The sequence below is a fragment of the Hymenobacter nivis genome, from assembly GCF_003149515.1.
In the GTDB taxonomy this organism is placed as follows: domain Bacteria; phylum Bacteroidota; class Bacteroidia; order Cytophagales; family Hymenobacteraceae; genus Hymenobacter; species Hymenobacter nivis.
In genome coordinates, this window is sequence record NZ_CP029145.1 from 1,650,197 (window position 1) to 1,675,936 (window position 25,740).

Below are 25,740 nucleotides of genomic sequence, written 5' to 3' on the forward strand. Positions count from 1 at the left end.
GGCCGGCGCAACCCCCGGGGGCCCCACGGCCGTTTAGCCTGTAGCCACTGCCCCGACTTATGAGCCCCAACGACGCCCACGCCCTCCCGCCCGAAGCCTTCCGCCGCCAGGACGAAACCCCCGACGCGCAGTTTTACCAGGCCCCGCGCTTCGTCACGCACATTGACGACGCGGCCATTGCTGCCGTCACGCAGCTCTACCGCGAGTATTTTCCAGCCGGTGGGGCCCTGCTCGATTTGATGAGCAGCTGGGTGAGCCACCTGCCCGCCGACGTGCCCTACCGCCGCGTGGCGGGCCTGGGCATGAACGCCGCCGAACTGCGCGCCAACCCCCGCCTGACCGAGCGCGCGGTGCGGGACCTCAACCAGCAGCCCACGCTTGAATTTGCTGACAATGAGTTTGATGGGGCCGCCATCTGCGTGTCCATCGACTACCTCACCCAGCCCGTGGCGGTACTGCGCGAGCTGGCCCGCGTGTTGCGGCCCGGGGCCCCGCTGGTCGTCACCTTCTCCAACCGCTGCTTTCCGAGCAAGGCCATCGCCGCCTGGCACTCCCTTGACGACCGCGGCCATCTAGCCCTGGTGCGGCGCTTTTTGCTGGCCGCCGACGGCTGGGATGCTATTGAACTGCTCGACCGTAGCCCCCGCGTCGGCGACCCGCTATTTGCGGTGGTGGCGCGGGCGGCGGGGGCCCCGGTAGCGTAGCGCGGCGGGCCGTTTGGGGGCCCCACGCGGGGTTGGTGCCGGGAAATAATGCGTGAAATATCGTTGCAAACTATCCTCATCGAAACCGATAGGTAGGGCAAAAAACGGGCGTGTACCTTGCGCTAACAACGATTTATCCCGCCCCATGCTCCGCAATTTATTCACGCTCCGCCGCCCGGCCCTGCTGCTGGCGCTGCCCACGCTGCTTGCCGCTTGCCAAAGCCAACCCGCCCAGCAACAAGCTGCCACCGGTGCCGCTGCGCCCGGCGCGAAAGCCGATTCGACCGGCAAAAAGTACTTGGCCCAGCCGCTGGTGCGCGATATTTACACCGCCGACCCGTCGGCGCACGTCTTCAACGGCAAGATTTATATCTACCCCTCGCACGACTTCGAGGCGGGTGTTCCGGAGAACGACAACGGCGACCACTTCGCCATGCGCGATTACCACGTGTTGTCGCTCGATAGCATTGGGGGCAAGGTGACCGACCACGGCGTGGCCCTCGATACCAAGGATATTCCGTGGGCTGGCCGCCAGCTGTGGGCCCCCGACGTGGCCTTCAAGAACGGCACCTACTACCTGTACTTCCCGCTGAAAGACAAGCAGGACGTGTTCCGTATCGGCGTGGCCACCAGCCCGTCGCCCACCGGCCCGTTCAAAGCCGAGGCCGCGCCTATCGCCGGCAGCTTCAGCATCGACCCGGCCGTATTTGCCGATACCGACGGCAAGACCTACATGTACTTTGGGGGCCTGTGGGGTGGGCAGCTCCAGCGCTGGGTCACGGGCAAGTACAACGCCGCCGCGCCCGACAAAAAGCCCGACGGTAACGGGCCCGCCGTGGGGGCCCGGGTGGCCGTCCTTAGCCCCGACATGAAGCACTTCGCCGGCCCGGTGAAGGAAATTACTATCCTCGACTCGCTCGGCAAGCCCCTGCTGGCCAGCGACAGTAAGCACCGCTTCTTCGAGGGCGGCTGGCTGCACAAGTACCAGGGCAAGTACTACTTCTCGTACTCGACTGGCGACACGCACCTGCTGGTGTACGCCGTGGGCACCTCGCCCTACGGCCCCTTCACTTACAAAGGCGTGATTATGAAGCCCGTGGAAGGCTGGACGACGCACCACTCCATCATCGAGTTCAAGGGTAAGTGGTACATATTCTACCACGACACCCAGCTCAGCGGCAAAACCTGGCTGCGCAACGTGAAGGTGACCGAGCTCAAGCGCAACCCCGACGGCAGCATCGTCACCATCACCCCGTAAGAAGGTATCGTTAGCAGCTTAAAAACGGTCATGCTGAACGCAGTGAAGCATCTCTCCCGCAGCAGTAATTATTTACTGGCGCGGGAGAGATGCTTCACTGCGTTCAGCATGACCGTTCTATTCTATAGCAATATATTTAGTTTTATTACTCTGGGTAATTGACGTTTACGGCTCGCGCAGGCCGGCGTGGCTGGTTTGCACCAGGGCCCCCAGGTCCAGCAAATCCTGCCTGGCGGCCTGCCAGCCCGCGGCCGAAATGGCGCGGGTGGCGTCCTCCAGCACCACGGCTTCGAAGCCCTCGGCCAGCGCATCTTTGGCGGTGAAATATACGCAGTAGTCGGCGGCCAGGCCGGCCACGTACACCCGCGTGACGTCGCGGCCGCGCAGGTAGGCTCCTAAGCCGGTGGCTTTTAGGTGGCCATTGTCGAAGAAGGCGCTGTACGAGTCGATGTCCGGGTCGGTGCCCTTGCGGAAGATGGCCTCCACACGGTTTGTGTTCAGGCTGGCGTGCAGGTCCGCGCCCGGCGTGCCCTGCACGCAGTGGTCGGGCCACAGCATTTGGGGGCGGCCCTGCCACTCAATTTCGGTGAACGCCGCGTGGCCCGGATGGGCCGTGGCGAAGCTGCGGTGCCCGGCCGGGTGCCAGTCCTGCGACGCCACCACCAACCCAAACTTAGGCTGCAACGCATTGAGCTGCGCGATGATGGCGTTGCCCTCGGGTACGGCCAGCGTGCCGCCGGGCACGAAATCGTTTTGCACGTCAATCAGCAGCAGGGCATTCATGGGCGGGGGAGGGGCGAAAGGTTCGGGGCCCGAAAAGTAGGGCCCCGGCGCCAAAACCCGGCCGCGGGGCCCTTTGTTGGGGGCCCAACCGAGCGGAGAGTCCGCCCCTTTCTATCCTTATGAACCTTTCCCACAACACCGTTTTGATTACTGGCGGCGCCTCCGGCATCGGCCTGGCGCTGGCCGTGCGCTTTTTGCACGCCGGCAGCACCGTCATCGTGTGCGGCCGGCGGGCCGACAAGCTGGCCGAGGCCCAGCAGCAGCATCCTGGCCTGCACACCCGCGTGGCCGACGTGGCCGACGCCGCCGACCGCGCCGCCCTGGCCGCCTGGGCCACCGCCGAATTTCCGGCGCTGAACGTGCTCGTCAACAACGCCGGTATCCAGAACCGCCTACCCCTCACCGACGAAACTGTGGCCTGGGAAACCCGCCGCCAGGAAATCGCCATTAACTTCGACGCGCCCCTCCACCTGGCCACGCTGCTCGTGCCGCACCTACGCCAGCAGTCCGGCGCGGCGGTTATCAACGTCACCTCGGGCCTGGCCTTCGCGCCCATGGCGCTGATGCCGGTGTACTGCGCCACCAAGGCAGCGCTGCACTCGCTCACCCTCACGCTGCGGCACGAGCTGGCAGCCATGGGCGTGCAGGTGCTCAAAATCATCCCCCCGGCCGTGCACACCGACCTCGGGGGGCCCGGCCTGCACAATTTCGGCGAGCCCCTCGACGCCTTTGCCGACGCCGTGATGGCTCGCCTCGCCGCCGGCGAGCAGGAGGTCGGCTACGGATCCTCGGAACAGTCGCGCCTGGCTTCGCGGGCTGAGCTGGACGCCGCCTTTCAGCGCATGAACAACCGGTAACTCCCAGGGCCCTAAAAGGCAAAAGAGGCCGCCTGGAGCAATCCAAGCGGCCTCTTTTGTTGAAACGTTGGAAAGCCGATTACGCTTTCTTGGCCACTTTGGCGTTGGCGAACTTCGTTTTCAGGTAGGCCAGGGCGAGCTTGTGGGCATCGGCCGCATCGGCCTGCTTGTACTTGGGGTTCGAGGGGTTGGCGAAGGCGTGGTCGGCGTCGTAGCTCTTCACGGTCACCTTTTTGCCGGCGGCGGCCATGTCCTTCTGGAACTGGGCTACTACCTCGGGGTTGATCCACTTATCCTGGGTGGCGAAGATGCCCAACACGTCGGTGTTCAGCGACTTGAGGCGGGCGACATTCTTCTCCGGCATGCCGTAGTACATCACGCAGCCCACCGTTTGCTTGCCGCCCAGCAAGGCTTCCTGCAAGCTCCAGCCGCCGCCGAAGCACCAGCCGATGGAGGCAAACGCTGCCTTGGGGCCCGCGTAGGCCTCGGCGCCCTTGAGGATGGCGGTGGCGCGCTCGGTTTTCACGGCGGACATGTACTGGCCGGCTTCGGCCTGGGTGGTGGCCACCTTGCCGTCGTACAAATCCACGGCGATGACGTTGACGCCGGGCAGCTCCTGGGCGTACTGGGCGGCTTCCTTCTTAATGTAATCGTTTAGGCCCCAGTACTCATGAATCACGAACAAATACTTATTGCTGGGCGTGGCGCTCTTGATTTCGAAGCCGTGACCGTCCATGCCGTCCGAGGTTTTGAACGCAATGGTTTCGCCTGCGCCGGCGTACGTATAGGGCAGCGGCGTATCGTGGCTGTTCACGAATTCCTCGCTGGAAGCCAGCATGGCGAAGGTTTCGGTGGCGGCCACGGGCTTGGCGCAGCAGCTGGCCATCGGTGCCATCGGAGCGAGCTTCCGGGCTTTTTGGGCCAAGGCCGGGGTGGCCAGTAGGGCTAAGGCAGCCCCGGCGGCGAGGAAAAACTGTTTCATCGGTGTTGGATCAGAATGAGAATTACCTGAGGTGGCCCCAGAAGCCGAACGGAACGACAATTGTTTGTTAAGGACGCGGCATTTGGCCGGGCCGCCGGCTTTTCGCTGGCTGCCCGGTGCTACACGCTTGGTTTGGTAATTTAAAAACCGCGCTTACCTTTGCACCGTCGCCAGCAGTTGCCAGGCGCTGCACTTTGATCATGACCGCACAATTTACCGCAAAAGCTTGGTGGTGGCCGCTCCGTACTTCCGGACCGGACAGCCAGTGCGCGCGGTAAAATCAGTGCTTGATTTTACTACACTTCACGAAGAGCCCGGCCCCCCAGCCGGGCTTTTTGCATATCCGGCCGGGGCCCTACCTCACCCGCCTTTGCTCCCTTTCATGCTCGCCCAACCCCACCAGCTCCGCACCCGCCACCGCCGCCTGCTCGCCGATACTGTGACGCCCGTGGGCCTGTACCTGCGCCTGCGCGACCATTACGCCAACTGTCTGCTGCTGGAAAGCGCCGACTACCACGGCCAGCAAAACGCCTTCAGCTACCTCGTGTGCGAGCCGCTGGCCACCTTCGAGCTGCGCCGCGGCGGCGTGCTGCACCAGACGGGGCCCCACGGCCTAGCCACCACCGAAACCCTGGCCGAGCCCCGCGAAGCCCTGGCCCGCCTGCACGCTTTCGCCGCCGGCTTCGTGCCCGATGCCGGGGCCCCCGCGTTTCCGTTCATCAGCACCGGCCTGTTTGGCTACCTGGGCTACGAGGCCGTGCAGGCCTTTGAGGACGTGACGCTGAATCCGGATAAAGTGCCAGCTGGCGACATCCCGCCGATGCGCTACGGCGTGTACCGCTACGTCATCGCCTTCAATCACTTCCGCCAGGAGCTGCACATTTTTGAGCACAGCACCGACGGCGCCGAAGCGGCCCCCGACGGGCTCGACCGCCTCGAAAACCTGGTGCGCAACCCCGGCGTGCCGGCCTTCGATTTCTCCCTGAGCGGGGAAGAAAGCACCAACCAGACCGATGCCGAATTCCTGGTGCGGCTGGCCCAGGGCCAGGGCCATTGCCACCGCGGCGACGTGTTCCAGATTGTGCTTTCGCGGCGCTTCCAGCAAGGTTTCATCGGCGACGAGTTCAACGTGTACCGGGCCCTGCGCTCCATCAACCCCTCGCCGTACCTGTTCTATTTCGACTACGGCGACTATAAAATCTTCGGCTCCTCGCCTGAGGCGCAGCTGCGCGTACAGGGCCCCGAGGCCAGCCTGTACCCCATCGCCGGCACCTACCGCCGCACAGGTAATGACGCCGCCGATACCGCCGCCGCCCAGCGCCTGGCCGCCGACCCCAAGGAAAACGCCGAGCACGTGATGCTCGTGGACCTGGCCCGCAACGACTTAGCCCGCCACGGCACCGACGTGACGGTGCGCACGCTGCGCGAAATCCAGTTCTACTCGCACGTCATCCACCTCGTCAGCCACGTCACGGCCCAGCTGCTGCCCGGCACCGACACGCTGCAAGTGGTGGCCGACACCTTCCCGGCCGGCACGCTCTCCGGGGCCCCCAAGCACCGCGCCGTGCAGCTCATCGACGGCCTGGAACCCACCGCCCGCGGCTACTACGGCGGGGCCCTGGGCCATCTCGGCTTCGACGGCAGCTTCAACCACGCCATCATGATTCGCTCTTTCCTCAGCTACGCCAACCAGCTCTACTTCCAGGCCGGCGCGGGCGTAGTAGCCGCCTCGGATATTAATTCCGAATTGCAGGAAGTGCACCACAAGCTGGGGGCCCTGCGCCAAGCGCTGCAAGCGGCGGCGGCAGTTCGGTAATTGTTCGAACGTCATCCAAAAACGTTATGCTCATCTGGCGTCCGCGCAGCCGAAGCATCTCTCACGCGGCAGTAATCAGAATTAATTCAGCAGTAGAGATGCTTCGGCTGCGCGGACGCCAGATAAGCATGACGGCCTACCAATTTTAATTGATTGGGACAGAAAAGAAAAGTTAACTGAAATGAAAATCCTCGTTCTCGACAACTACGATTCCTTCACCTACAACCTCGTGCAGCTGCTGCGCGAGTTGGGGCACGGGGCCGACACCACCGTTATCCGCAACGACAAGCTGACCCTGGATGCCGTGGACGCCTACGACGCGCTGCTGCTATCGCCGGGCCCCGGGCTGCCGGCGGAGGCGGGGCTGATGCCGCGCATTATTGCGCAATATGCGCCTACCAAGCGCATTTTGGGCGTGTGCCTGGGCCACCAGGGGCTGGCCGAGAGCTTCGGCGCGGCGCTCTACAACCTGCCGGCCGTGGTGCACGGCGTGGCCACGGATGCCGACGTGACCGTGGCCGACGAAAAGCTATTTCGGGGCCTGCCGCCGCGCTTCCGGGTGGGCCGCTACCACTCGTGGGCCGTGCAGCCCGAAACGATGCCCGCCGAGCTGGAAGTCACGGCCCTCGACGCCAGCGGCGAAATAATGGCCCTGCGCCACCGCCGCTACGACGTGCGTGGCGTGCAGTTCCACCCCGAAAGCATCCTCACCGAGCACGGCCCCGCCATGCTGAAGAACTGGCTGGCGTAGGCACCATATTTTTAAGTGTAATTAACAGAAAAGGGCGTCATGCTGAGCATATTGCGCATCAAGCAAGGGACCGGAGCATCTCTACCGCTGACCAATTATTAATTACTTACGCAGTAGAGATGCTTCGGTTGCGCGGACGTTAGATGAGCATGACGCCCTTTTCTGTTCTTGTAACGTTCTGAAAATAACCCATAATTTTGAAAGAGATTCTCACCAAACTATTTGACCAGCAGCCCCTGACGCAGGCCGAGGCCCACGCCGCCATGCGCCAGCTGGGCGAGGGCGGGGCCAACCCAGCCGAAACGGCGGCCTTCTTGGCCGTGTACCGGATGCGGCCCATCACGGTGGCCGAGCTGGGCGGCTTCCGCCAGGCGCTGCTAGAGCTGTGCCGCGACCCCGAGTTGGGTACCCACGAACTGGTGGACATTGTGGGCACCGGCGGCGATGGCAAAAACACGTTCAACATCTCCACGCTGGCCTGCTTTGTGGTGGCCGGGGCGGGGGTGAAAGTGGCCAAGCACGGCAACTTCGGCGTGTCGTCGGTCAGCGGCTCGTCGAACGTGCTGGCGCACTTCGGGGTCGATTTTGAGGACCGGCCCGGTCGGCTGCGGCGGCAGCTCGACGAGGCCGGCATCTGCTTTCTGCACGCCCAAACCTACCACCCCGCCATGCGCCACGCCGGCCCGGTGCGCCGCGAGTTAGGCCTGCGCACGTTTTTCAACATCCTGGGGCCCCTGGTGAACCCGGCCCGGCCCAACGCGCAGGTACTGGGCGTGTTTAGCCTCGAATTGCAGCGCGTGTACCACTACCTGTTGCAGCCCACCGGCACCCGCTACGCCGTGGTGCACGCCCTGGACGGTTACGACGAGCTTTCGCTCACCGATGCGGCCAAGGTCGTGACCGGCTACGAGGGCGAGCAGCTGCTGACGCCCGCTGGTCTGGGCCTGCACGCCGCCACCCTGGCCGACCTGGCCGGGGGCCCCACTGTGGCCGCCGCCGCCGGTGTGTTCAAGAACATCATGGACGGCCAGGCCACGCCCGTGCAGCGCGACGTGGTGACGGCCAACGCTGCCCTGGCCCTGCGCTGCGCCCGCCCCGGCCTGGCCTGGCCCGAGGCGCTGGCCCAGGCCCGTGAATCGCTCGACTCGGGGGCCGCCCGCGGGGCTCTTGTCCGGATGCTGGCGGCGCAGTAGGCCCAAACATTGACGGCCCCTCAGGGCTTGTTTCTGATAATACCTTTAATTTAAACGAGTAGCTGTTTGGTACGGCCGCCTGGGGCCCCGGCAACCGACAATTGCTAACTGCTAACTGTTAACTGAAAATGAGCACCCCCACCATCCTGGAGCGTATTGTGGCCCACAAGCGCCGCGAAGTGGCCGTGAGCCGCGAGCTGCGTCCGCTGAAGTTCCTCGAAGCCAGCCTCTACAACCAGGCGCAGCCGCTTTCGCTGCGGCACTACTTGCAGCGCCCGGGCAGCAGCGGCCTCATCGCGGAGTTCAAGCGCAAATCGCCCTCGCAGGGCTGGATCAACCGCTACGCGCCAGTGGAGCGCACCACGCTGGGCTACATGCAGGCCGGCGCCGCGGGCCTGTCTATCCTGACGGACGGCGAGTTTTTCGGCGGCAGCAACGAGGACCTGACCACGGCCCGGCGCTTCAACTTCTGCCCCATTCTGCGCAAAGATTTTGTGGTGGACGAGTACCAGATTCACGAAGCCCGCAGCGTAGGGGCCGACGTAGTACTGCTCATCGCGGCCGTGCTTGAGCCCGCTGAAATTCTGACGCTGGGCCGCCTCGCCAAAAGCCTGGGCCTGGAGGTGCTGCTGGAAGTGCACGACGGCGACGAGCTGGCCCGCAGCCTGCACCCCGACGCCGTGGACCTAGTGGGCGTGAACAACCGCAACCTGCACGATTTCACCCTGAACCTGGACACGTCGCTGGGCTTGGCTGAGGCCATTCCGGCCGGGTTTGTGAAGGTGTCGGAGAGCGGCATTAGCCAGGCCAAGTCCATCGAGCAGTTGCGCGGCGCGGGCTACCAGGGCTTTTTGCTGGGCGAAACCTTCATGCGCCACAGCCGGCCCGAGCGTGCCTGTGCCGTCCTGGTGCAGGAGCTGGCCGCGTTGGCCGGGGCCCCCGCGCCGGTTTTGGCTTAACCTAATTCTGTCCCAGCTCATGCAAACCTCCGCACCTTCGCAGTCAGCCGCGCCGTCCGACCTGCCTTCGCGCCTCTTGGTGAAGGTGTGCGGCATGCGCGAGGCCGCCAGCCTGACCGCCGTAGCAGACCTGGAGCCCGACTTTCTGGGGTTCATCTTCGCACCGTCCTCGCCGCGCTACGTGGGTGAAGTGCTCACGCCCGACTCGGTGCACGGCCTGCCCGACCGCGTGCAGCGGGTGGGGGTGTTCGTGAACGAGGCTACCGCGCAGGTGCTGGCCACCGCGGGCCGCTTCGGCCTGAGCTTCGTGCAGCTGCACGGCCACGAGGCCCCGGCGCAGTGCGCCGAGCTGCAGGCGGCCGGCCTGCGGGTCATCAAGGCGTTTGGGGTGGGGGAGGATTTCGATTTCGACGCCCTGGGGCCCTACGTGCCGCACTGCGACTACTTCCTCTTCGACGCTCAGGGCCCGGCGCCGGGCGGCAACGGCCGGGTGTTTGACTGGCGCGTGCTGGAAAACTACCCTTGGCCCGTACCCTACCTACTGGCCGGCGGCCTGCGCCCCGAGCACGCAGCCGTCGTCCGCAACCTGCAACTACCCGGCCTAGTGGGCATCGACTTGAACAGTGGCCTCGAAATTGCCCCCGGCGTGAAAGACCCCGCCCGGGTAGCCGCGTTCCTGGACGGACTGGGCCGGGCCAGGAACGCCGCCGCGTAGCTTCATATTTATCTGCAACTAAATGAGCGGGTTACCGCTTCTTCTACCATGACTCCTGCTGCAATTACTTCTTACCGAACCCCCACGGCCCGCGGCTACTACGGCGAGTTCGGCGGCGCATTTGTGCCCGAAATGCTGTTCCCGAACGTGGAAGAGCTGCGCACGCAGTACGAGGAAATCCTGGCCTCCAAGAGCTTCCGTACCGAGTACGAGCAGCTGCTGCGCGACTACGTGGGCCGGCCCACGCCGCTGTTCGAGGCTAAGCGCCTATCCGAGAAATACAACACTCGCATTTTCCTCAAACGCGAAGACTTGTGCCACACCGGGGCCCACAAAATTAACAACACGGTGGGCCAGATTCTACTGGCCAAGCGCCTGGGCAAAACGCGCATCATCGCCGAAACCGGCGCTGGCCAGCACGGTGTGGCTACCGCCACGGTGTGCGCCCTGATGGGTATGCCCTGCGTGGTGTATATGGGCGCAGTTGATATTGAGCGCCAAGCCTCTAACGTAGCCCGCATGCGCCTGCTCGGGGCCGAGGTGCGTACCGCCGTCAGCGGCAGCCAAACCCTGAAGGACGCTACCAACGAGGCCATCCGCGACTGGCTCGCCAACCCCATTGACACGCACTACATCATCGGCTCGGTGGTAGGGCCCCACCCATATCCCGACCTGGTGGCGCGCCTGCAAAGCGTCATCAGCGAGGAAATGCGCAAGCAACTACTGGAAAAAACTGGCTCTGAACTACCTGACTACGTAGTAGCTTGCGTGGGTGGGGGCTCTAACGCCGCCGGCGCGTTTTATCACTTCCTCGACGAGCCTAGCGTGCAGCTGGTGGCGGTGGAGGCGGCCGGCCACGGCATCTACTCGGGGCACTCGGCGGCCACGTCAGTGCTGGGGACGCCGGGCATCATTCACGGCAGCCGCACGCTGCTGATGCAGGACGCCGACGGCCAGATTACCGAGCCTTATTCCATCAGCGCGGGCCTCGACTACCCCGGCATCGGGCCCCTACACGCCTGGTTGGGCACCACTGGCCGCGCCCGCTTCATTGCCATCACCGACGACGAGGCCCTGGCCGGCGTGAGAGAATGCGCCCGCCTTGAAGGCATTATTTCGGCCTTGGAAACGGCCCACGCCATAGCTGCCCTCGGCCAGCTCGGCGCGGGCCCCAACGACGTGGTGGTGGTCAATCTCTCCGGCCGAGGCGACAAGGACTTGGATACTTACATGAAAAACCTCGACAAGCTAATCTAAGCGCAAGGTTTAGCGAAGTTAAAACAGGTCTCGCTGAACGCCGCGACGTGGCTGATTGAGTTGATTTGAGTGAAATAATTTAAGGCTGCTTTCCTAAGCGAAACCTATTTTAACCTCGCAAAACCTTGCGCGAATGAACCGCATCCAAACCGCCTTCGAGCAGAAGCAAAACCTGCTCAATATCTACTTCACCGCCGGCTACCCCGCTCTCGCCGATACGCTGCCGGTGGCCCGGGCCTTGGTGGCCGCCGGCGCCGACATGCTGGAAATCGGCATGCCGTTTTCCGACCCCATAGCCGACGGGCCCGTGATTCAGCATAGCAGCACGCTGGCTCTGGCCAACGGCATGAATCTCAAGACACTGTTTGGGCAGTTGGGGGCCCTGCGCACCGCTCTGCCCGACACGCCGGTGTTGCTGATGGGCTACCTCAACCCGGTGCTGCAATTCGGGGTCGAAAATTTCTGCCGCGAGGCCGCCGCGGCGGGCGTGGATGGCGTGATTCTGCCCGATCTGCCAGTGGCCGAATACGAGGAAGAGTACGCCGATACTTTTCGCCGCCACGGCCTGCGGCCAGTGTTCCTCATCACACCCCAAACCAGCGAGGCCCGCATTCGCCACCTCGACAGCATCAGCGAGGCCTTTCTCTACCTGGTGTCGGGCCCCGGCACCACCGGCGGCGCCGGCCCGGCCGACACCACCGTGCAGGACGACTACTTCCGGCGCATCGAGGCGATGGACCTGAAAACGCCGCGCCTCATCGGCTTCGGCATTGCCGACAAAGCCTCGTACCAGCGTGCCTGCGTCCATGCCGACGGCGCCATTATCGGCTCGGCGCTCATCCAGGCCCTTGAAGGGGCTTCGGATGCGCCGGCCGCCGCCGCCGCTTTCGTCGCCAGCATCAAGAATTAAGTCCCCAACCCACCCGCATGATTCTCCAACTCGAACCCCAGGCCTCCGTGCCCGCCCTGGCGGCGCACCTGGCCGAGCAGGGCTACAAAACCACCGACGTTACGACCCAGCACGCGCACTATTTGGTAGCCATTGGGAAGAAAGATTTCGACATTCGCACCATTGGCCAGTTGCCGGGCGTGCGCGATGTGCACCAGGTATCGGATGACTATCAATTAGTTAGCCGCAAGTGGCGGGTTAAGCCCACGGTTATTGACCTGGGCGATGGCGTGACCATTGGCGAGGGCAGCCTGGCGCTGTGCGCCGGCCCGTGCAGCATCGAGAGCGAGGCCCAAATGGAAAAGGTGATGGACCACCTGCTCGAAAACGGCGTGCGCCTGATGCGCGGCGGCGTGTTCAAGCCGCGGTCGTCACCCTACGCGTTTCGTGGTTTGGGCATGGACGGTCTTCGATTATTCCATCAATTGGCCCGGGCTCGGGGCATCAAAATTGTGACCGAGGTAATGCAGGTGTCGCAGGTCGAGGAGATGCACGACTACGTGGACGTGTTCCAGGTGGGGGCCCGCAACACCCAGAACTACAACCTGCTCGATGCCCTGGGCGGCGTCGACAAGCCGGTGCTCATCAAGCGCGGTATTTCGGGCTCGATTGAGGAGCTGCTTTCGTCGGCCGAGTACGTGTTTTCGGGCGGTAACGAGAAGCTGATTTTGTGCGAACGGGGCATCCGCACGTTCGAAACAGCCAGCCGCAACACACTGGATTTGAACGCGGTGCCCATTCTCAAGGAGAAAACCCACCTGCCCGTGGTGGTGGACCCCAGCCACGGCATTGGCCTGCGCGACTACGTGCCCGCCATGGCCCTAGCCGCCGTGCTGGCCGGCGCCGATGGCATCCTCTACGAAACCCACGAAACGCCGGAAACGGCTGCTTCCGATGGCCAGCAGACGCTGAACTTTGCCGAGTCGAGCCGTTTGATTCGTAACCTGCGCCGGGTGTACGCCCTGCGCGGCGAGCTGGAATAGGGCCCCGGGGAGCCTAAAAAAGTTTGATGGAATAAATTGAATATTCCCGGATTGTTTCTATCTTCGTCCTAGTTATGAATCTCCAAACCGCGAAACACGTCCGCCTAATGATTAATTGCCCTAAGCAGGGCAATGTCGGGCCACGCGCGGTACAATGGAAACACGAAGCATGAAACCTGCTTCTTCCTGAAAACCCTACGAAAGCCCGATTCCGCCAGGAACTCGGGCTTTTTTTCGCCCCACCCACCAAGTATTCAGCTATGTTAACGCAATTCCGCGCCCCCTGCTATTCTCCCCAGGACCAGTTGGTTTGGAAGGTATTGTTTGACCGCCAGACGGCCCTGCTGCACCGGCGCGCCGTGCCCGCCTTCGGGGCCGCCGTGGTCCAGCTCGGGTTGCGCCGCGAGGCCATCCCCGATCTGCTCACGCTGAGCGCCGAGGTATCCCGGCTCAGCGGCTGGCAGCTGGTGCCGGTGGGGCAGGCGCTGGGGACCGAAGCGTTCTTTAAGTTGCTGGCCAAGCGGCAGTTCCCGGTGATGACGCGCATCCGGCCGATGCGCGACTTCGACTTCAGCCCCGAGCCCGATCTGTTCCACGACCTTTTCGGGCACGTGCCCATGCTGCTCGACGCGCATTTCGCCGATTTCCTGCACACGCTGGGCCTCGCCGCCCGGGCCCTGTGCCCCGACGACGCGGTGGCCCGCCGCGAACTGTGGGCCCTATACTTCTTTACGGCCGAGTTTGGGCTGGTGCTGCACGAGGGCAAGCCGCATCTGTATGGCGCCGGACTACTATCGTCGGCCGGCGAAATCCACCATTGCGTGAACGAAGCCACGCCGCGCCCCGCCTTTGATGTGGAGACGGTGCGGCGCACGTCGGTACTGGGCACCCGCTTCCAAGACCAATACTTTGTGCTGCCCGCCTGGGAAGAACTGGCCGACTGCGCCGCCGAACTGGCTGGCGTGCTGGTGCCCGTACCGCACCGCGTTGCTGCCTGATAGCGAACGGCTTATATGCAAAAGCACCGGGCCCCCACACAGCAGGGGGCCCGGCGCTTTGGTTTCCTGGTCGGCCGTTACGCCGTGCGTACTTCCGCCTTCAGCTCCGTGAGTAGGGAAAACAGGCCTACGTAGGTGCGGTTGAGGTAGATAAAGTGGGCCGAACCGCGGAGCTCGCGCTGCTGGCGCAACTCGGGGTCGGCCATCAGGTCGTCGCCCAAAGTGTAAAGCGCGGCCATATAAGCCGGGTCGCCGAAGTCGAACACGGGCTGGCGGAAGGGCCGGCCCACGAGCTCCAGCGAGGCGCGCAGCGTGCGTAGGTACAGGGCCTGCAGGGGGACGGGGTCGCTGGCCCGCAGTACGTTAGCTTCGGTGAGCAAGGCCCGCAGGCGGGTTTCGTCGGCGAAGGTTTCGGGGGCTAGCAGCGTGGTGAACTGGTGGTACACGTCGGCGGGCACGTCCTTCACGCAGCCAAAATCGAGTACGCCTAGTGTGCCACCGTCTTCGTCGCGCATTAGGAAGTTGCCGGGGTGCGGGTCGGCGTGCACCTGGCGCAGCTCGTTGAGCTGGAACTGGTAAAAATCCCACAGGGCTTGGCCAAGCTGGTTGCGTACGGCTTGGCTGGGGCCCGTGGCCAGGAATTCCTTGAGGTGCTGGCCGGGCAGCCAGTCCATGGTGAGGATGCGGGGGCTCGATAGCGCGGGGTAGTAGCGCGGGAATTGCAGGTGCGCCAGGTGGGCGCAGCGGGCCGCAATTTCCTGGCCGCGGCGCAGCTCCAGGGCGTAGTCGGTTTCCTCAATCAGGCGCGCCTCTACCTCTTCGAGGTACGGGCGCACCTGGGTTTCGCTCAGGCCCATCACGCGCAAGGCAATGGGTTTCACCAGGTTGATGTCGGATTTGATGCTGGCGGCTACGCCGGGGTACTGCACCTTCACGGCCAGGTCGCGGCCGCCCTGGCGGGCAAAGTGGACCTGGCCGATGCTGGCCGCCTGCCGTGCCGCCGGCTCAAATTCGTCGAACACCTGGAACGGCGATTTCCCGAACGCATCCCGAAACGCTTTGACAATCAATGGCCCCGAGAGCGGTGGCGTCTGGTACTGGGCCTGGGCAAACTGGTCAGAGTAGGCCGTGGGCATCATATTCTTTTCCATCGCCAGCATCTGGGCCACCTTCAGTACGGAGCCCTTCATCTCGCTCAGGGCCCCGTACAGCTCGGCGGCGTTGGCTGTGTGCAGATCTTCCATCGATGATTCGGCGCCGACGGCTTTCTTGGCGTAGTGCTTTACGTAGTTGGCCCCTACGTTCAGGCCAGTGCGGGCGAAACGGGCAGCGCGGGCTACTTTGGTGGTGGGCAGGGAAGTAAGCGGTTGGTCGGCGGACATTTATTCTATTAATTAATAATTAAAACTTTAATCGAAAAGCTGTAAAAAAGAACGTCATGCTAAGCCTGCCGAAGCATCTCTCCTGTGGCAGTAATTAATTACTTGCGTGGTAGAGATGCTTCGGCAGGCTCAGCATGACGTTCTTTTCTAGTAATTAATTATTGGGAATTAATTAGCGCCGCACCAAAAACCGCACGAAATCGAAAGCTGAATCCAGCGTGTTGCGGCCCACGAGGTCGAAGCTGAGCGTCACGGCTTTTTCCACCGCGGCGTCGGTGCGCTCGAAGTTTACGGTGTCGTCTTTGGCGAAGAAGCCGAGCACGAACAGCACCTGCTGCCAGAAGAAGCGCGGGTAGCCGTCCTGTACGATGGGGCGGTTGGCGATTTCGCCGCTCACGCGGCCATCGGTCAGCAAATCCATTACGAAGTGCTCAAAATCCTGGCGGAAATTGTCGAGCACGCGGGGCGAGATGCCCGGCATGCGGTGCAGCGAGCGGCGTAGGCTCATGAGGGTGTAGGAGCGGTTTTGCTTGAGGATTTCGAGCAGCGTATAGTAGAAGGCCAGCAGTTTTTCGCGGCTGCCGTAGCCTTCCCACACCGGCTCGGCGGCGGCGGTGGTGCGGGCCTGCTTGCCAAAGTCGGCCCAGATTTCGCGATCAATGGCCTCGAAGTTGGGGTAGTGCTGGTAGAATTCCGCCTCGGCTCCGCCCAGCATTTGGGTGAGCTTGAACACCGACGCGGGTGGGTGGCCTTCGTTGAGCACGAAGTCCAGGTAGGCTTGTTTGATGCGGTCTTTTTCCATAGCCTGATAACCCGTGGGGGCCCCGAACGGTTCGGGTTTTGACAATTAACGCTAGGGCTAGCCGGCTTCCTGGCGGGCTTTGCGCAGGGCTTCTACGGCCCGGTCGCGGCCAAATTTGTGCTCCACGATGGGGGCAGGGTACTGCTTGGTGTCCAGTTCGGGTATCCAGTGGCGCACGTACTCGCGGTGGGGGTCCACTTGCTCGATTTGGCTGTCGGGGCTGTACACCCGGAACCACGGGGCGGCGATGGCCCCGGTGCCGGCCATCCACTGCCAGTTGCCCACGTTGTTGGCCATTTCGTAATCGAAGAGCTTGTCGGCGAAGTACTTCTCGCCCCAGCGCCAGTCGATGAACAGGTGTTTGGTGAGGAAGCCGGCCGCGGTCATGCGCACGCGGTTGGGCAGGTAGCCGGTGGCGTTCAGCTCGCGCATGCCCGCGTCCACGAGCGGGTAGCCGGTGCGGCCCTCGCACCAGGCCCGGAACTCCTCCTCGTTGTTGCGGTAGGGCACGCGGCGTAGCTTGGGGTCGTAGCTCTCGGTGGCGGTATGGGGGAAGTGCCAGAGCAGCATCATGAAGAAATCGCGCCAGATGATTTCCGACAGTAGCTTGGGGTTCAGCTCCTTCGCCTGGCTCATTACCTCGCGTACACTGAGGGTGCCGAAGCGCAAGTGCACCGATTCGCGGGTAGTGCCGTGCTCGTTGGCGGGCGTATTACGGGTTTTGTGGTAGTCGCGCACTACCGCTTCGCGGGGCAGCTGGGCGGGCGTGGTGCGCTCGCCGCTGCGCGCGAACCCCATGCTTTCGAGCGTGGGCCGGGGCCCCGCCTGGGCCGCGGGGAGGTGGTGCAGGTGCGCCTTTTTGAAGGCCGGCTTTGACTGAGCCGGGGCTAGTAACTCGTCCGTCAGCTGGGCCAGGTAGGTCTTCAAATAGGCCCCGAACACCTTGGGCACGGTGCCCGATTTAGTCATTATCTCATCTTTAGCAAAAACTACCTGGTCCTTATAAGTACGAAACTCGGTGCCGTGCTTTTGCAGCATTTGGGCCACGGCTTCGTCACGCTCGCGGGCGTAGGGCTCGTAGTCCTCGTTGGTGTACACGGCGCCGATGTCAAGGTCTTGCACCAGCTGCTCCAGCACCGCCAGCGGCTGGCCGTAGCGGGCCAAAAAGGTGCCGCCGGCCTGTTCCGTTTCTGCGGCCAGGTCTTCCACCTGGTCGAAAATGAAGGTGAGCCGGGCATCGGCCTTGTTGGGCAAGTGGTCGAGAATGTCGCGGTCGTAGATGAACAGTGGCACCACCGGCAGGCCGCTGGCCAGGGCCCCGGCCAGGCCCACGTTATCGTGGATGCGCAAGTCGCGCCGGTGCCAGAACAAGCAGATTTTCATTTCTTGGTTATTTATTGGTCGTTGTCAGTTGTTTGTTGGTCATTGTCAATTTGCTGACAACTAACAATGACCAACAAATAACTAAAATTCAACCAAAGACTTACTTCAGTTTGCCCATGCCGCCGTCTACGGCCAGCACCTGGCCGGTGACGAAACTGCTGTGGTTGGACAGCAGAAACGAGGCAGTGTAGGCCAAATCCTCGGGCTGGCCGATGCGCTGCAGAGGGTGGCGCTTGGCCCCGGCTTCGGCCTTTTCGGGCGTGCTGAGGAGGGCGGCGGCCAGCGGCGTGTTGGTGAGCGAGGGCGCGATGCAGTTCACGCGCACGTTGCTGGCGGCGTACTCGGCGGCCAGGGCCCTCGTTAAGCCCTCCACGGCGGCCTTGGCAGTGGCGATGCTAGCATGGAAACTCATGCCCGTATCGGCCGCCACAGTGCTGAATAGCACCACCGACGCCCCGCCTTCGGCTTTTTTCAAGCGCCTCATGGTGGCTTGCAGTACGCGCACGGCCCCGAGCACGTTCAGGTCAAAATCGGCCTGGAAGTCTTCGGCCGGAATACGCTCGAAGGGGCGTAGTTTGATGCTGCCGGGGCAGTACACCACGCCGTGCAGGGTCTCGGGTAGGTGGTCAAAGGCCGTGCCCACGGGCTGGGTGGCGTCGTAGGCGAAGTGGTTGGTGTTCAAGGCTGCCAACTCGGGCGACAGGTGGCGGGAAGCCGTGTGCAGGTGGGCCCCCAGGCCGCTGAGCAGCGTGGCCGTAGCCAAGCCGATGCCGGAGGAAGCGCCGACGATGAGGAGGTGTTTGTCGTTAAAATTCATGAAAACTGATGGGACGTTGAAGACGGAGTGACAACGGCTTCGGGGACCGAAGGTTTGGGCCCTGGGGCGGCTTCGGCGCCCGGCGCGCGGGGCTGGTAGTCGTGCAGCGCAATTGCATTCCAGAGGATAAATTGGGCACGAACCGACAATTCGTTTCTGCTGACCCCGTAATTAGCAGGTGAAATGCTGGCCAGGATTCACGGCGGAGTAGCGATTGGGTAATTACAAATCGGCCCCGGGGCCCCTGTTTTTTATGGGGCGGCCAGTTGCATAAGGCGGGCCCGGAGCGGGCAAATGGATTGTTTGGCGCCGATTACGGGCGGCGCGGGCCCCGGTGAATTGGATAAATCCGCGCGATTTGTGCGGCGGGAGCGGCACGGGTGGGGCCCCGGCCGTAGCTTTATCCGCCGGCTAGTCAACCGCTCCTCCGTATGAAAATCACCAAGCTGCTCGTCGCCAACCGGGGCGAAATCGCCATTCGTGTGCTGCGCGCCGCCACCGAGCTCAACATCCCCACGGTGGCCGTGTACACCCACGAGGACCGCTACTCGCAGCACCGCTACAAGGCCGACGAGGCCTACCAGATCGGCGGCGACGACGAGCCGCTGAAGCCGTACCTCGACATTGAAGGGCTGCTGCGCGTGGCCAAGGCCAACGGCGCCAACGCCATCCACCCCGGCTACGGCTTCCTGAGCGAAAACGCCACCCTGGCCCGCCGCTGCCGCGAGGAGGGCATCATCTTCGTGGGGCCCCGGCCCGAGGTGATGGAGGCCCTCGGCGACAAGGTGCGCGCCAAGGCCGTGGCCCTGGAGTGCCAAGTGCCCCAAATTGAGAGCAGCCAGGCCGATCTGGTAGATTTTGAGACGGCCAAAAGCGAGGCCCAGCGCATCGGCTACCCCTTGATGCTGAAGGCGGCCAGCGGCGGCGGCGGCCGCGGCATGCGCGTCATCCGCGACGATGAGCAGCTGGAAAAAGGCTTTTTTGAGGCCCGCAACGAGGCCCTGAATGCCTTTGGCGACGATACGGTGTTCCTGGAAAAATTTGTGGAGCGGCCCAAGCACATCGAGGTGCAGCTCGTGGGCGACCAGCACGGCCACCTCGTGCACCTGTACGAGCGCGACTGCTCGGTGCAGCGCCGTTTCCAGAAAGTGGTAGAGGTGGCCCCGGCCCTGAACCTGCCCGAGCACCAGCGCCATCTCTTGTACGAGTACGCCTTGCGCATTGGGCGGGCCGTGGGCTACGATAACGTGGGCACGGTGGAATTCTTGGTGAACCCCGAGGAGGACCGCATCTACTTCATCGAAGTGAATCCCCGCATTCAGGTGGAACATACGGTGACCGAGATGATTACGGGCATCGACCTGATCAAAACCCAGCTCTTCATCGCGGCCGGCTACCCGCTCGAATCGCCCGAAATCGGGCTGGGCGAGGGCGTGGAGGTGCTGCGCATCGGCTGCGCCATCCAGTGCCGCGTGACGACTGAAGACCCGGCCAACGACTTCAAGCCCGACTACGGGACGATTGTGGCCTACCGCTCGGCGGGCGGCTTCGGGGTGCGGCTCGACGAGGGCTCGGTGTACCCGGGGGCCGTGGTGTCGCCGTTTTTCGACTCGCTGCTGGTGAAGGTGTCCACGCACTCGGTTACGCTGGCGGGCGCGGCCCTCAAGATGCTGCGCACGCTGGAAGAATTCCGGGTGCGCGGGGTGCGCACCAACATCCAGTTCCTGAAAAATATTGTGGCCGACGACGATTTCCAGGCCGGCCGCGCCACCGTCGATTTCATCAAGGACCACCCCAGCCTGTTCAAGTTCGAGACCCGGCTCGACCGGGCCACACGCCTGCTGCACTTCATCGGCGACGTGGTGGTAAACGGCAACGCCGACGTGCCGGCTGCTGTGCGCGAGGCCCCCCGCCCCTCGCTGCGCCTCCCCCGCCTGCCGCACTTCGACGCCGACGCCGTGCCCGCGCCTGGCACTAAGCAGAAGCTCGACGAGCTGGGGCCCCAGAAATTTGCCGAGTGGCTGCGCGCCGAGCCGCTGGTGCACTATACCGACACCACCCTACGCGACGCCCACCAGAGCCTGCTGGCCACCCGCATGCGTACCTACGATATGCTGAAGGTGGCCCGCGCCTACGCCCAGCGCCACCCCCAAACTTTCTCGCTGGAGGTGTGGGGCGGCGCCACCTACGACGTGGCCCTGCGCTTCCTACACGAAGACCCCTGGGCCCGCCTAGCCCGCCTGCGCGAAGCCGTGCCCAACATCCTGCTCCAAATGCTGATTCGCGGGGCCAACGGCGTGGGCTACAAGGCGTATCCCGACAACCTGACGGAGAAATTTGTGCAGGTGGCGGCTGAAACGGGCGTGGACGTGTTCCGCATTTTCGACTCGCTGAACTGGATGAAAGGGATGGAATCGTGCATTAATTTCGTACGTAAAACCGACCGCCTGGCCGAGGCCGCCATCTGCTACACCGGCGATATTATGGACCCCAAGCGGACCAAGTACTCGCTCGATTACTACCTCAAGCTGGCCAAGCAGCTGGAGGACGCCGGGGCCCACATCCTCTGTATCAAGGATATGGCCGGGCTGCTGAAGCCCTACGCCGCCACCGAGCTGATTGCCGGCTTACGCGATACGGTGAAGCTACCCATCCACCTGCATACCCACGACACCAGCAGCCTGCAAGCCGCCACCTACCTCAAGGCCGTGGAGGCGGGCGTGAACGTGATTGACGTGGCGCTGGGGGCCCTCTCGGGCCTTACCTCGCAGCCCAACTTCAACTCAGCGGTGGAAATGCTGCGCCACACGCCCCGCCACCGCGAGTTCGACCAGGCCTCGCTCAACGAGTTCAGCAACTACTGGGAGACCGTGCGCGAGCATTATTACCCGTTCGAGTCGGGCCTGAAAGCGGGTACGTCGGAAGTGTACCAGCACGAGATTCCGGGCGGCCAGTACTCCAACCTGCGGCCCCAGGCGGCGGCCCTGGGCCTAGCCGACAAATTCGAGGAAGTAAAGCAGCGCTTTGCTGACGTGAACCTGATGTTCGGCGACATCGTGAAGGTGACGCCCAGCAGCAAAATTGTGGGCGACATGGCCTTATTTATGGTGAGCAACAACCTGAGCCCGGCCGATGTGATGGAAAAAGGCGAAACGCTGAGCTTTCCCGAATCGGTGCGCGAGCTGTTCCGCGGCGACATTGGGCAGCCCGAGGGCGGCTGGCCCGCCGAGCTGCAAAAGCTGGTGCTGCGCAACGAAACGCCCTTCACCGACCGCCCCAACGACCACCTCACCCCCATTGATTTCGATAAGGAGTGGGCCGCGTTTCAGGAGAGCCACCCCGGCGGGCGCTTCACCCATTTGCTGTCCAGCCTGCTCTACCCCAAGGTATTCGCTGATTACTGGGCTCACCGCGAGAAGTACGGCGACGTGAGCCGGGTGCCCACGCCGGTGTTCTTCTACGGCTTGGAGCTGGGCGAGGAAACCATCGTGGAAATTGCCCGCGGTAAGTCGGTGCTGGTGAGCGTACAGTCTATCGGGCCCGTGAACGAGGAAGGATGCCGCACGCTGTTTTTCATCCTCAACGGCCAAACCCGTAACCTGGAAGTACGCGACCGGGCCGTGGCCGTCACCAAAGTCAGCAACCCGAAGGCCGACAAAGGCAGTCCCCGCCAGATTGCCGCGCCGCTGCAAGGTCTGCTCAGTAAGGTGCTGGTGAAGGCCGGGGCCACCGTGCCACGCAACACGCCGCTGTTCGTCATCGAGGCCATGAAGATGGAAACCACCATCACTGCCTCGCAGGATCTCACCGTGGCCAGCATCGACCTGCCCGTGGGCACCCGCGTGCAAGCCGACGACCTGGTGCTGACGACAGAGTAAGCTTTGGGTTAAAAGGGGCGTTTGGGGGGGGTTGAAAAAGAATCCCGTAACCTGTCATGCTGAGCCTGTCGAAGCATCTCGACTGCGGCAGTAATTAATGATTAGTCAGCGGGAGAGATGCTTCGACAGGCTCAGCATGACGGTCTTTTTAAATTCGCCGACGACCCCAAACAGCCCCAAGCCAGGGCCCCAGACCCTGCACTAAAAACCACATTATTATTGCCCATGCGCTACCGTTTGCTACTTCCGCTGCTGGCCGGGCCCGCGCTCGGCTTTGGGCAGTCCACGGGCACGGTGGGCAACAACTACACCGACGTGCTCGACAAGGGCAACAGCATCGTGGCGTTCAGCCCGCCCGACGACGGCGTGCAGGGCAGCCCGCTTCTGCTGCGCGCCTGGACGCCGGCCGCCGTGCTGCTGCACGGCAACACCGTGCCCAAACTGGTGCCGGTGAAGTACGATGTGGTGCGCCAGCAGCTGCGAGTACGCCGGGCCCAGGGCGATTCGGTGGTGGTGCCGCTCAGCCAGTTGCAGGAATTTGCGCTAACTCCCGGCCCGGCGGCCCGGCGCTTCGTACCCCTGGGCGCGCCCGGGATGCCGGATGCCTTCGCCGAAGTGCTGAGCCCCGGCCCGCACCTGCAACTGCTAAAGCTATGGGATAAGGCCGTGGAACAAGCCCCGACCTCTACTTCGAGCTACGCCGCCCCTACCAGCGTCAGCACCTACGCAGACCGACCCAAATATTATCTCCGGGGCCCCCAGGGCCCCGCGGTGGAGGTGCGCCCCAAGCGCGCCAGCCTGCAAGCGGCCCTGGCTACCTATCCCGCCGCCCAGCAGGCCCTGAAAGCCCGCCAGGGCAGCCTCAGCACCGAAGCCGAGTTGCGCGATGCCGTGGCCGCCCTCGATTCGCTGGTGCAGTAGGGCCCCGGCGCGGCCTACGGAGCTTTAACTTCAAACCAAACGTACTGATGCATAAAATACTCATTGCTTGCGCGTTGCTTGCCCTCGCGCTGCCCGCCGGGGCCCAAACAAAAGCCCAGCCCAAGGCGGGTGTATCGGAAGCCACCGTGACGCGGGTGCTGAACACGTTGGCCGCCGACGACATGCAGGGGCGCGGCACCGGCCAGCCCGGCGGCGACGCCAAGGCCGCGCAGTTTCTGGCCGGCGAGTTCGCCCGCATTGGATTGCAGCCGCTGCCGGGCCTGGCGGGCTACGAGCAGGCCTTCACCGCCTACCAGACCACGCCTGGCCTGGTAAACGCCATCCTGAACGGCCGGCCGCTGGCCCCGGGGCAGGTGGTGGTGGTGTCGGGGCAGCCCGGCCTGACCTGGCTGAGCGAGGATGCGCAGCCCACCAAAGTGGTGGTGGTAGGACCGGAAATAGCCGAGCGGCGCAAAATGTACGAATTGCTCAGCCCCAAGGCCAATACGCTCGTGTTCGTCGATACGGCCCATGCCAAGGCCTTCAACCAGCTGGCCGGCCACGTGGGGGGCGGCATTATGAGCGCCGAGCGGCCGGGGCCCTATTCGACGGTGTATGTGCTGACCACGGCTCCGGCCACGTCCACCTACCGCATCAGCGCCAGCACCGCAGTGCAACCCGTTACGCTGCGCAACCTTGTGGGGATGCTGCCCGGCCGCAATCCGAAGCTGGCCAAGGAGTTCGTGGTCTTCTCGGGCCACTACGACCACCTCGGTATTCTCAAGGCCGTGGCTGGCGACTCCATCGCCAATGGGGCCGACGACGACGCCAGCGGCACCACCGCCGTGGTAGCCCTGGCCGAATATTTTAAGCAGAAAAAAGACAACGCCCGGCCGCTCCTCTTCGTGGCGTTCGCGGCCGAGGAAAAGGGCGGCTTCGGTTCCCAATATTTCTCGAAGCAGCTCGACCCGCAGCAGGTAGTGGCCATGTTCAACATCGAGATGATTGGCAAGGAAGCCAAGTTTGGGCCCAAAACGGCGTTCATCACCGGCTACGACAAGTCGGATTTTGGCCCGCTTTTGCAGGAAAACCTGAAGGGTACCGAATTTAAGTTTGAGCCCGACCCGTACCCCGCGCAAAACCTGTTTTACCGCTCCGATAACGCTACGCTGGCCCGCCTGGGCGTACCGGCCCACACCATCAGCACCGATCAGATTCCGACCGATAAGCTTTACCACAGCGTGGACGACGAAGTAAGCAGCCTGGACGTGAAAAACATGACAGCCGTGATTTCGGCTATTGCGCGCAGCGCCCGCGGCATCGTGGCGGGCACGCAAACGCCTACCCGCGTGGCCCTCGAAAAGTAGCCGCGGGGCCCCAACCGGCGCGGCGGGAACGGGCCAGGAGCCGGTTCGCGTTGCCGTGGTAGCTTTAGGCCCTTTCCATCAATTTATTATCCCTGCGTGATGAAACAGTTGACGTTACTGCTGCCCTTGCTGGGCTTGCCGCTGCTGGGCGCCGCCCAAACCGACGACCAGACCCGCTACATGACCAACGTGTTCAACAGCGGCTTCAGCCCCGTGGCCCGCTCGGGCTTCGAAGTGCAGGGCAGCCCGCTGCTGCTGGCCACCTGGACGCCGGCCGAGTTACTGCTGCCCGGCAACGCCAAGCCGGTGTCGGCCCCGGTGAAGTACGACGTAGTGCGGCAGGAGCTGCGGGTGCTGCGCCCCGCCGGCGATTCGGTGGCGGTGTCGGCTGCGCAAGTGAAGTCGTTCACGCTGGCGGGCGGCGGCGCGCTCCGGCACTTTGTGCCCTTCAGTGGCCCCGGGGCCCCCAACGGTTTTGCCGAAGTGCTGAGCCCGGGCACTAACCTGCAGCTACTAAAGTATTGGGACAAAGTGATAGAAAAATCGTCCGGTGGCGGTGGTTACGCCAGCACCACCGTGGTGAGCACTTACGCCGACCACACCCGCTACTACTTGCTGGCCCCCAACGGCCGCTTGGCCGAGGTGCGCCCCAAACGGGCCAGCCTGCAAGAGGCCCTGGCCGCCTACCCCGCCGCCCAGCAGGCCCTGAAAGCCCGCAAGGGCAATATTAATTCTGAAGCCGAACTGCGCGACGCCGTCACCGCCCTCGACCCCACGGTGGCGAAGGCGCCGTAGGGCCCCGGGCCTGAAAAAGTGCTCCCCGGCTTCCCAAGTCGTTGGGGCGTAGGGGCTGTGGTGGGCCCGGTTTGGTGTGACCATCGGGCTCTAGGCAAGGCTATGCATCCTTGACTGCTGATTCGTGTTTTTGAGGGGCGCTGCCGATGGCGGGCGTTCATCATTACCACGGCTTATGTTGATTCTTTTC

22 protein-coding genes are annotated in these 25,740 nt (G+C 63.6%); 16 read left to right on the top strand and 6 right to left on the bottom strand.

The features are described from left to right. Nucleotides 1–59: 59 nt before the first annotated feature. A complete protein-coding gene (locus tag DDQ68_RS07225) occupies nucleotides 60–704 on the top strand; it encodes a methyltransferase domain-containing protein (protein ID WP_109655691.1) in 645 nt (214 codons plus the stop codon). A 145-nt stretch (nucleotides 705–849) separates the two neighbouring features. Then, the gene (locus DDQ68_RS07230) at nucleotides 850–1,962 is read left to right on the top strand and encodes a glycoside hydrolase family 43 protein (RefSeq protein WP_109655692.1); all 1,113 of its coding nucleotides are present in this window, start codon (nucleotides 850–852) and stop codon (nucleotides 1,960–1,962) included. Nucleotides 1,963–2,127: 165 nt separating this feature from the next. On the opposite strand, the gene pncA is transcribed toward DDQ68_RS07230, so the two are convergent. Beyond that, entirely contained in the window at nucleotides 2,128–2,745 is a 618-nt protein-coding gene (gene pncA / locus DDQ68_RS07235; protein WP_109655693.1) for a bifunctional nicotinamidase/pyrazinamidase, read from the bottom strand. 119 nt (nucleotides 2,746–2,864) lie between these two features. On the opposite strand from pncA, the gene DDQ68_RS07240 reads away from it, so the two are divergent. After that, nucleotides 2,865–3,602, top strand: coding sequence for an SDR family oxidoreductase (locus DDQ68_RS07240; RefSeq protein ID WP_109655694.1), 738 nt, complete (start codon nucleotides 2,865–2,867; stop codon nucleotides 3,600–3,602). A gap of 79 nt (nucleotides 3,603–3,681) precedes the next feature. Here DDQ68_RS07240 and DDQ68_RS07245 read toward each other — a convergent pair whose 3' ends face one another. Then, nucleotides 3,682–4,584 (bottom strand): dienelactone hydrolase family protein, encoded by a 903-nt coding sequence (locus tag DDQ68_RS07245; RefSeq protein WP_245897365.1) that lies wholly within the window; start codon nucleotides 4,582–4,584, stop codon nucleotides 3,682–3,684. Between the two features lie 382 nt (nucleotides 4,585–4,966). Between DDQ68_RS07245 and DDQ68_RS07250 the strand changes: the two genes are divergently transcribed. The 9 genes from DDQ68_RS07250 to DDQ68_RS07290 all read left to right on the top strand — a co-directional run bounded on the left by DDQ68_RS07250 (nucleotide 4,967) and on the right by DDQ68_RS07290 (nucleotide 14,205). Next, on the top strand, nucleotides 4,967–6,400 hold the full coding sequence (locus DDQ68_RS07250) for an anthranilate synthase component I family protein (RefSeq protein WP_109658354.1): 1,434 nt from the start codon (nucleotides 4,967–4,969) through the stop codon (nucleotides 6,398–6,400). Between the two features lie 181 nt (nucleotides 6,401–6,581). Next, entirely contained in the window at nucleotides 6,582–7,151 is a 570-nt protein-coding gene (locus DDQ68_RS07255; protein ID WP_109655695.1) for an anthranilate synthase component II, read from the top strand. 197 nt (nucleotides 7,152–7,348) lie between these two features. Continuing rightward, entirely contained in the window at nucleotides 7,349–8,344 is a 996-nt protein-coding gene (gene trpD / locus DDQ68_RS07260; protein ID WP_109655696.1) for an anthranilate phosphoribosyltransferase, read from the top strand. Between the two features lie 128 nt (nucleotides 8,345–8,472). Then, nucleotides 8,473–9,303 carry an indole-3-glycerol phosphate synthase TrpC gene (gene trpC, locus DDQ68_RS07265; protein ID WP_109655697.1) on the top strand — a complete coding sequence of 277 codons (831 nt, stop codon included), beginning with the start codon at nucleotides 8,473–8,475 and terminating at the stop codon, nucleotides 9,301–9,303. Nucleotides 9,304–9,322: 19 nt separating this feature from the next. Continuing rightward, nucleotides 9,323–10,018 carry a phosphoribosylanthranilate isomerase gene (locus tag DDQ68_RS07270; RefSeq protein ID WP_109655698.1) on the top strand — a complete coding sequence of 232 codons (696 nt, stop codon included), beginning with the start codon at nucleotides 9,323–9,325 and terminating at the stop codon, nucleotides 10,016–10,018. A gap of 48 nt (nucleotides 10,019–10,066) precedes the next feature. Then, nucleotides 10,067–11,275, top strand: a complete 1,209-nt coding sequence (gene trpB / locus DDQ68_RS07275) for a tryptophan synthase subunit beta (protein ID WP_109655699.1) — start codon at nucleotides 10,067–10,069, stop codon at nucleotides 11,273–11,275. A 133-nt stretch (nucleotides 11,276–11,408) separates the two neighbouring features. Then, nucleotides 11,409–12,185, top strand: a complete 777-nt coding sequence (gene trpA / locus DDQ68_RS07280; RefSeq protein ID WP_109655700.1) for a tryptophan synthase subunit alpha — start codon at nucleotides 11,409–11,411, stop codon at nucleotides 12,183–12,185. Between the two features lie 17 nt (nucleotides 12,186–12,202). Beyond that, on the top strand, nucleotides 12,203–13,207 hold the full coding sequence (aroF, locus tag DDQ68_RS07285) for a 3-deoxy-7-phosphoheptulonate synthase (protein ID WP_109655701.1): 1,005 nt from the start codon (nucleotides 12,203–12,205) through the stop codon (nucleotides 13,205–13,207). Nucleotides 13,208–13,467: 260 nt separating this feature from the next. Continuing rightward, nucleotides 13,468–14,205, top strand: coding sequence for a phenylalanine-4-hydroxylase (locus DDQ68_RS07290; RefSeq protein WP_109655702.1), 738 nt, complete (start codon nucleotides 13,468–13,470; stop codon nucleotides 14,203–14,205). A 77-nt stretch (nucleotides 14,206–14,282) separates the two neighbouring features. Here DDQ68_RS07290 and DDQ68_RS07295 read toward each other — a convergent pair whose 3' ends face one another. The 4 genes from DDQ68_RS07295 to DDQ68_RS07310 all read right to left on the bottom strand — a co-directional run bounded on the left by DDQ68_RS07295 (nucleotide 14,283) and on the right by DDQ68_RS07310 (nucleotide 18,589). Beyond that, a complete protein-coding gene (locus tag DDQ68_RS07295; RefSeq protein ID WP_109655703.1) occupies nucleotides 14,283–15,587 on the bottom strand; it encodes an ABC1 kinase family protein in 1,305 nt (434 codons plus the stop codon). Nucleotides 15,588–15,759: 172 nt separating this feature from the next. After that, the gene (locus DDQ68_RS07300; protein WP_109655704.1) at nucleotides 15,760–16,389 is read right to left on the bottom strand and encodes a TetR/AcrR family transcriptional regulator; all 630 of its coding nucleotides are present in this window, start codon (nucleotides 16,387–16,389) and stop codon (nucleotides 15,760–15,762) included. Nucleotides 16,390–16,446: 57 nt separating this feature from the next. Then, entirely contained in the window at nucleotides 16,447–17,772 is a 1,326-nt protein-coding gene (locus DDQ68_RS07305) for a cryptochrome/photolyase family protein (protein WP_109655705.1), read from the bottom strand. A 100-nt stretch (nucleotides 17,773–17,872) separates the two neighbouring features. Beyond that, nucleotides 17,873–18,589 carry an SDR family NAD(P)-dependent oxidoreductase gene (locus tag DDQ68_RS07310; RefSeq protein WP_109655706.1) on the bottom strand — a complete coding sequence of 239 codons (717 nt, stop codon included), beginning with the start codon at nucleotides 18,587–18,589 and terminating at the stop codon, nucleotides 17,873–17,875. A 431-nt stretch (nucleotides 18,590–19,020) separates the two neighbouring features. Here DDQ68_RS07310 and DDQ68_RS07315 point away from each other — a divergent pair, with 431 nt between their 5' ends. The 4 genes from DDQ68_RS07315 (at nucleotide 19,021) to DDQ68_RS07330 (ending at nucleotide 25,550) form a co-directional block, all read left to right on the top strand. Continuing rightward, nucleotides 19,021–22,467 (top strand): pyruvate carboxylase, encoded by a 3,447-nt coding sequence (locus tag DDQ68_RS07315; RefSeq protein ID WP_109655707.1) that lies wholly within the window; start codon nucleotides 19,021–19,023, stop codon nucleotides 22,465–22,467. Nucleotides 22,468–22,692: 225 nt separating this feature from the next. After that, on the top strand, nucleotides 22,693–23,388 hold the full coding sequence (locus DDQ68_RS07320) for a hypothetical protein (RefSeq protein WP_109655708.1): 696 nt from the start codon (nucleotides 22,693–22,695) through the stop codon (nucleotides 23,386–23,388). A gap of 47 nt (nucleotides 23,389–23,435) precedes the next feature. Next, complete coding sequence (locus tag DDQ68_RS07325) at nucleotides 23,436–24,755, top strand: M20/M25/M40 family metallo-hydrolase (protein WP_109655709.1); 1,320 nt, start codon at nucleotides 23,436–23,438, stop codon at nucleotides 24,753–24,755. A gap of 99 nt (nucleotides 24,756–24,854) precedes the next feature. Further along, nucleotides 24,855–25,550 carry a hypothetical protein gene (locus DDQ68_RS07330; RefSeq protein WP_109655710.1) on the top strand — a complete coding sequence of 232 codons (696 nt, stop codon included), beginning with the start codon at nucleotides 24,855–24,857 and terminating at the stop codon, nucleotides 25,548–25,550. The last annotated feature ends 190 nt before the right edge of the window (nucleotides 25,551–25,740 follow it).

Bases quoted from the DNA above. Each gene is read 5' to 3' on its own strand.
- DDQ68_RS07250 (WP_109658354.1), top strand. From the start codon at position 4,967: ATGCTCGCCCAACCCCACCAGCTCCGCACCCGCCACCGCCGCCTGCTC.
- trpA (WP_109655700.1), top strand. From the start codon at position 11,409: ATGAACCGCATCCAAACCGCCTTCGAGCAGAAGCAAAACCTGCTCAAT.
- DDQ68_RS07305 (WP_109655705.1), bottom strand. From the start codon at position 17,772: ATGAAAATCTGCTTGTTCTGGCACCGGCGCGACTTGCGCATCCACGAT.
- DDQ68_RS07300 (WP_109655704.1), bottom strand. From the start codon at position 16,389: ATGGAAAAAGACCGCATCAAACAAGCCTACCTGGACTTCGTGCTCAAC.
- trpB (WP_109655699.1), top strand. From the start codon at position 10,067: ATGACTCCTGCTGCAATTACTTCTTACCGAACCCCCACGGCCCGCGGC.
- DDQ68_RS07310 (WP_109655706.1), bottom strand. From the start codon at position 18,589: ATGAATTTTAACGACAAACACCTCCTCATCGTCGGCGCTTCCTCCGGC.
- DDQ68_RS07320 (WP_109655708.1), top strand. From the start codon at position 22,693: ATGCGCTACCGTTTGCTACTTCCGCTGCTGGCCGGGCCCGCGCTCGGC.
- DDQ68_RS07295 (WP_109655703.1), bottom strand. From the start codon at position 15,587: ATGTCCGCCGACCAACCGCTTACTTCCCTGCCCACCACCAAAGTAGCC.
- DDQ68_RS07315 (WP_109655707.1), top strand. From the start codon at position 19,021: ATGAAAATCACCAAGCTGCTCGTCGCCAACCGGGGCGAAATCGCCATT.
- DDQ68_RS07270 (WP_109655698.1), top strand. From the start codon at position 9,323: ATGCAAACCTCCGCACCTTCGCAGTCAGCCGCGCCGTCCGACCTGCCT.
- DDQ68_RS07330 (WP_109655710.1), top strand. From the start codon at position 24,855: ATGAAACAGTTGACGTTACTGCTGCCCTTGCTGGGCTTGCCGCTGCTG.
- DDQ68_RS07225 (WP_109655691.1), top strand. From the start codon at position 60: ATGAGCCCCAACGACGCCCACGCCCTCCCGCCCGAAGCCTTCCGCCGC.
- trpC (WP_109655697.1), top strand. From the start codon at position 8,473: ATGAGCACCCCCACCATCCTGGAGCGTATTGTGGCCCACAAGCGCCGC.
- pncA (WP_109655693.1), bottom strand. From the start codon at position 2,745: ATGAATGCCCTGCTGCTGATTGACGTGCAAAACGATTTCGTGCCCGGC.
- DDQ68_RS07240 (WP_109655694.1), top strand. From the start codon at position 2,865: ATGAACCTTTCCCACAACACCGTTTTGATTACTGGCGGCGCCTCCGGC.
- DDQ68_RS07255 (WP_109655695.1), top strand. From the start codon at position 6,582: ATGAAAATCCTCGTTCTCGACAACTACGATTCCTTCACCTACAACCTC.
- DDQ68_RS07230 (WP_109655692.1), top strand. From the start codon at position 850: ATGCTCCGCAATTTATTCACGCTCCGCCGCCCGGCCCTGCTGCTGGCG.
- DDQ68_RS07245 (WP_245897365.1), bottom strand. From the start codon at position 4,584: ATGAAACAGTTTTTCCTCGCCGCCGGGGCTGCCTTAGCCCTACTGGCC.
- DDQ68_RS07325 (WP_109655709.1), top strand. From the start codon at position 23,436: ATGCATAAAATACTCATTGCTTGCGCGTTGCTTGCCCTCGCGCTGCCC.
- DDQ68_RS07290 (WP_109655702.1), top strand. From the start codon at position 13,468: ATGTTAACGCAATTCCGCGCCCCCTGCTATTCTCCCCAGGACCAGTTG.
- aroF (WP_109655701.1), top strand. From the start codon at position 12,203: ATGATTCTCCAACTCGAACCCCAGGCCTCCGTGCCCGCCCTGGCGGCG.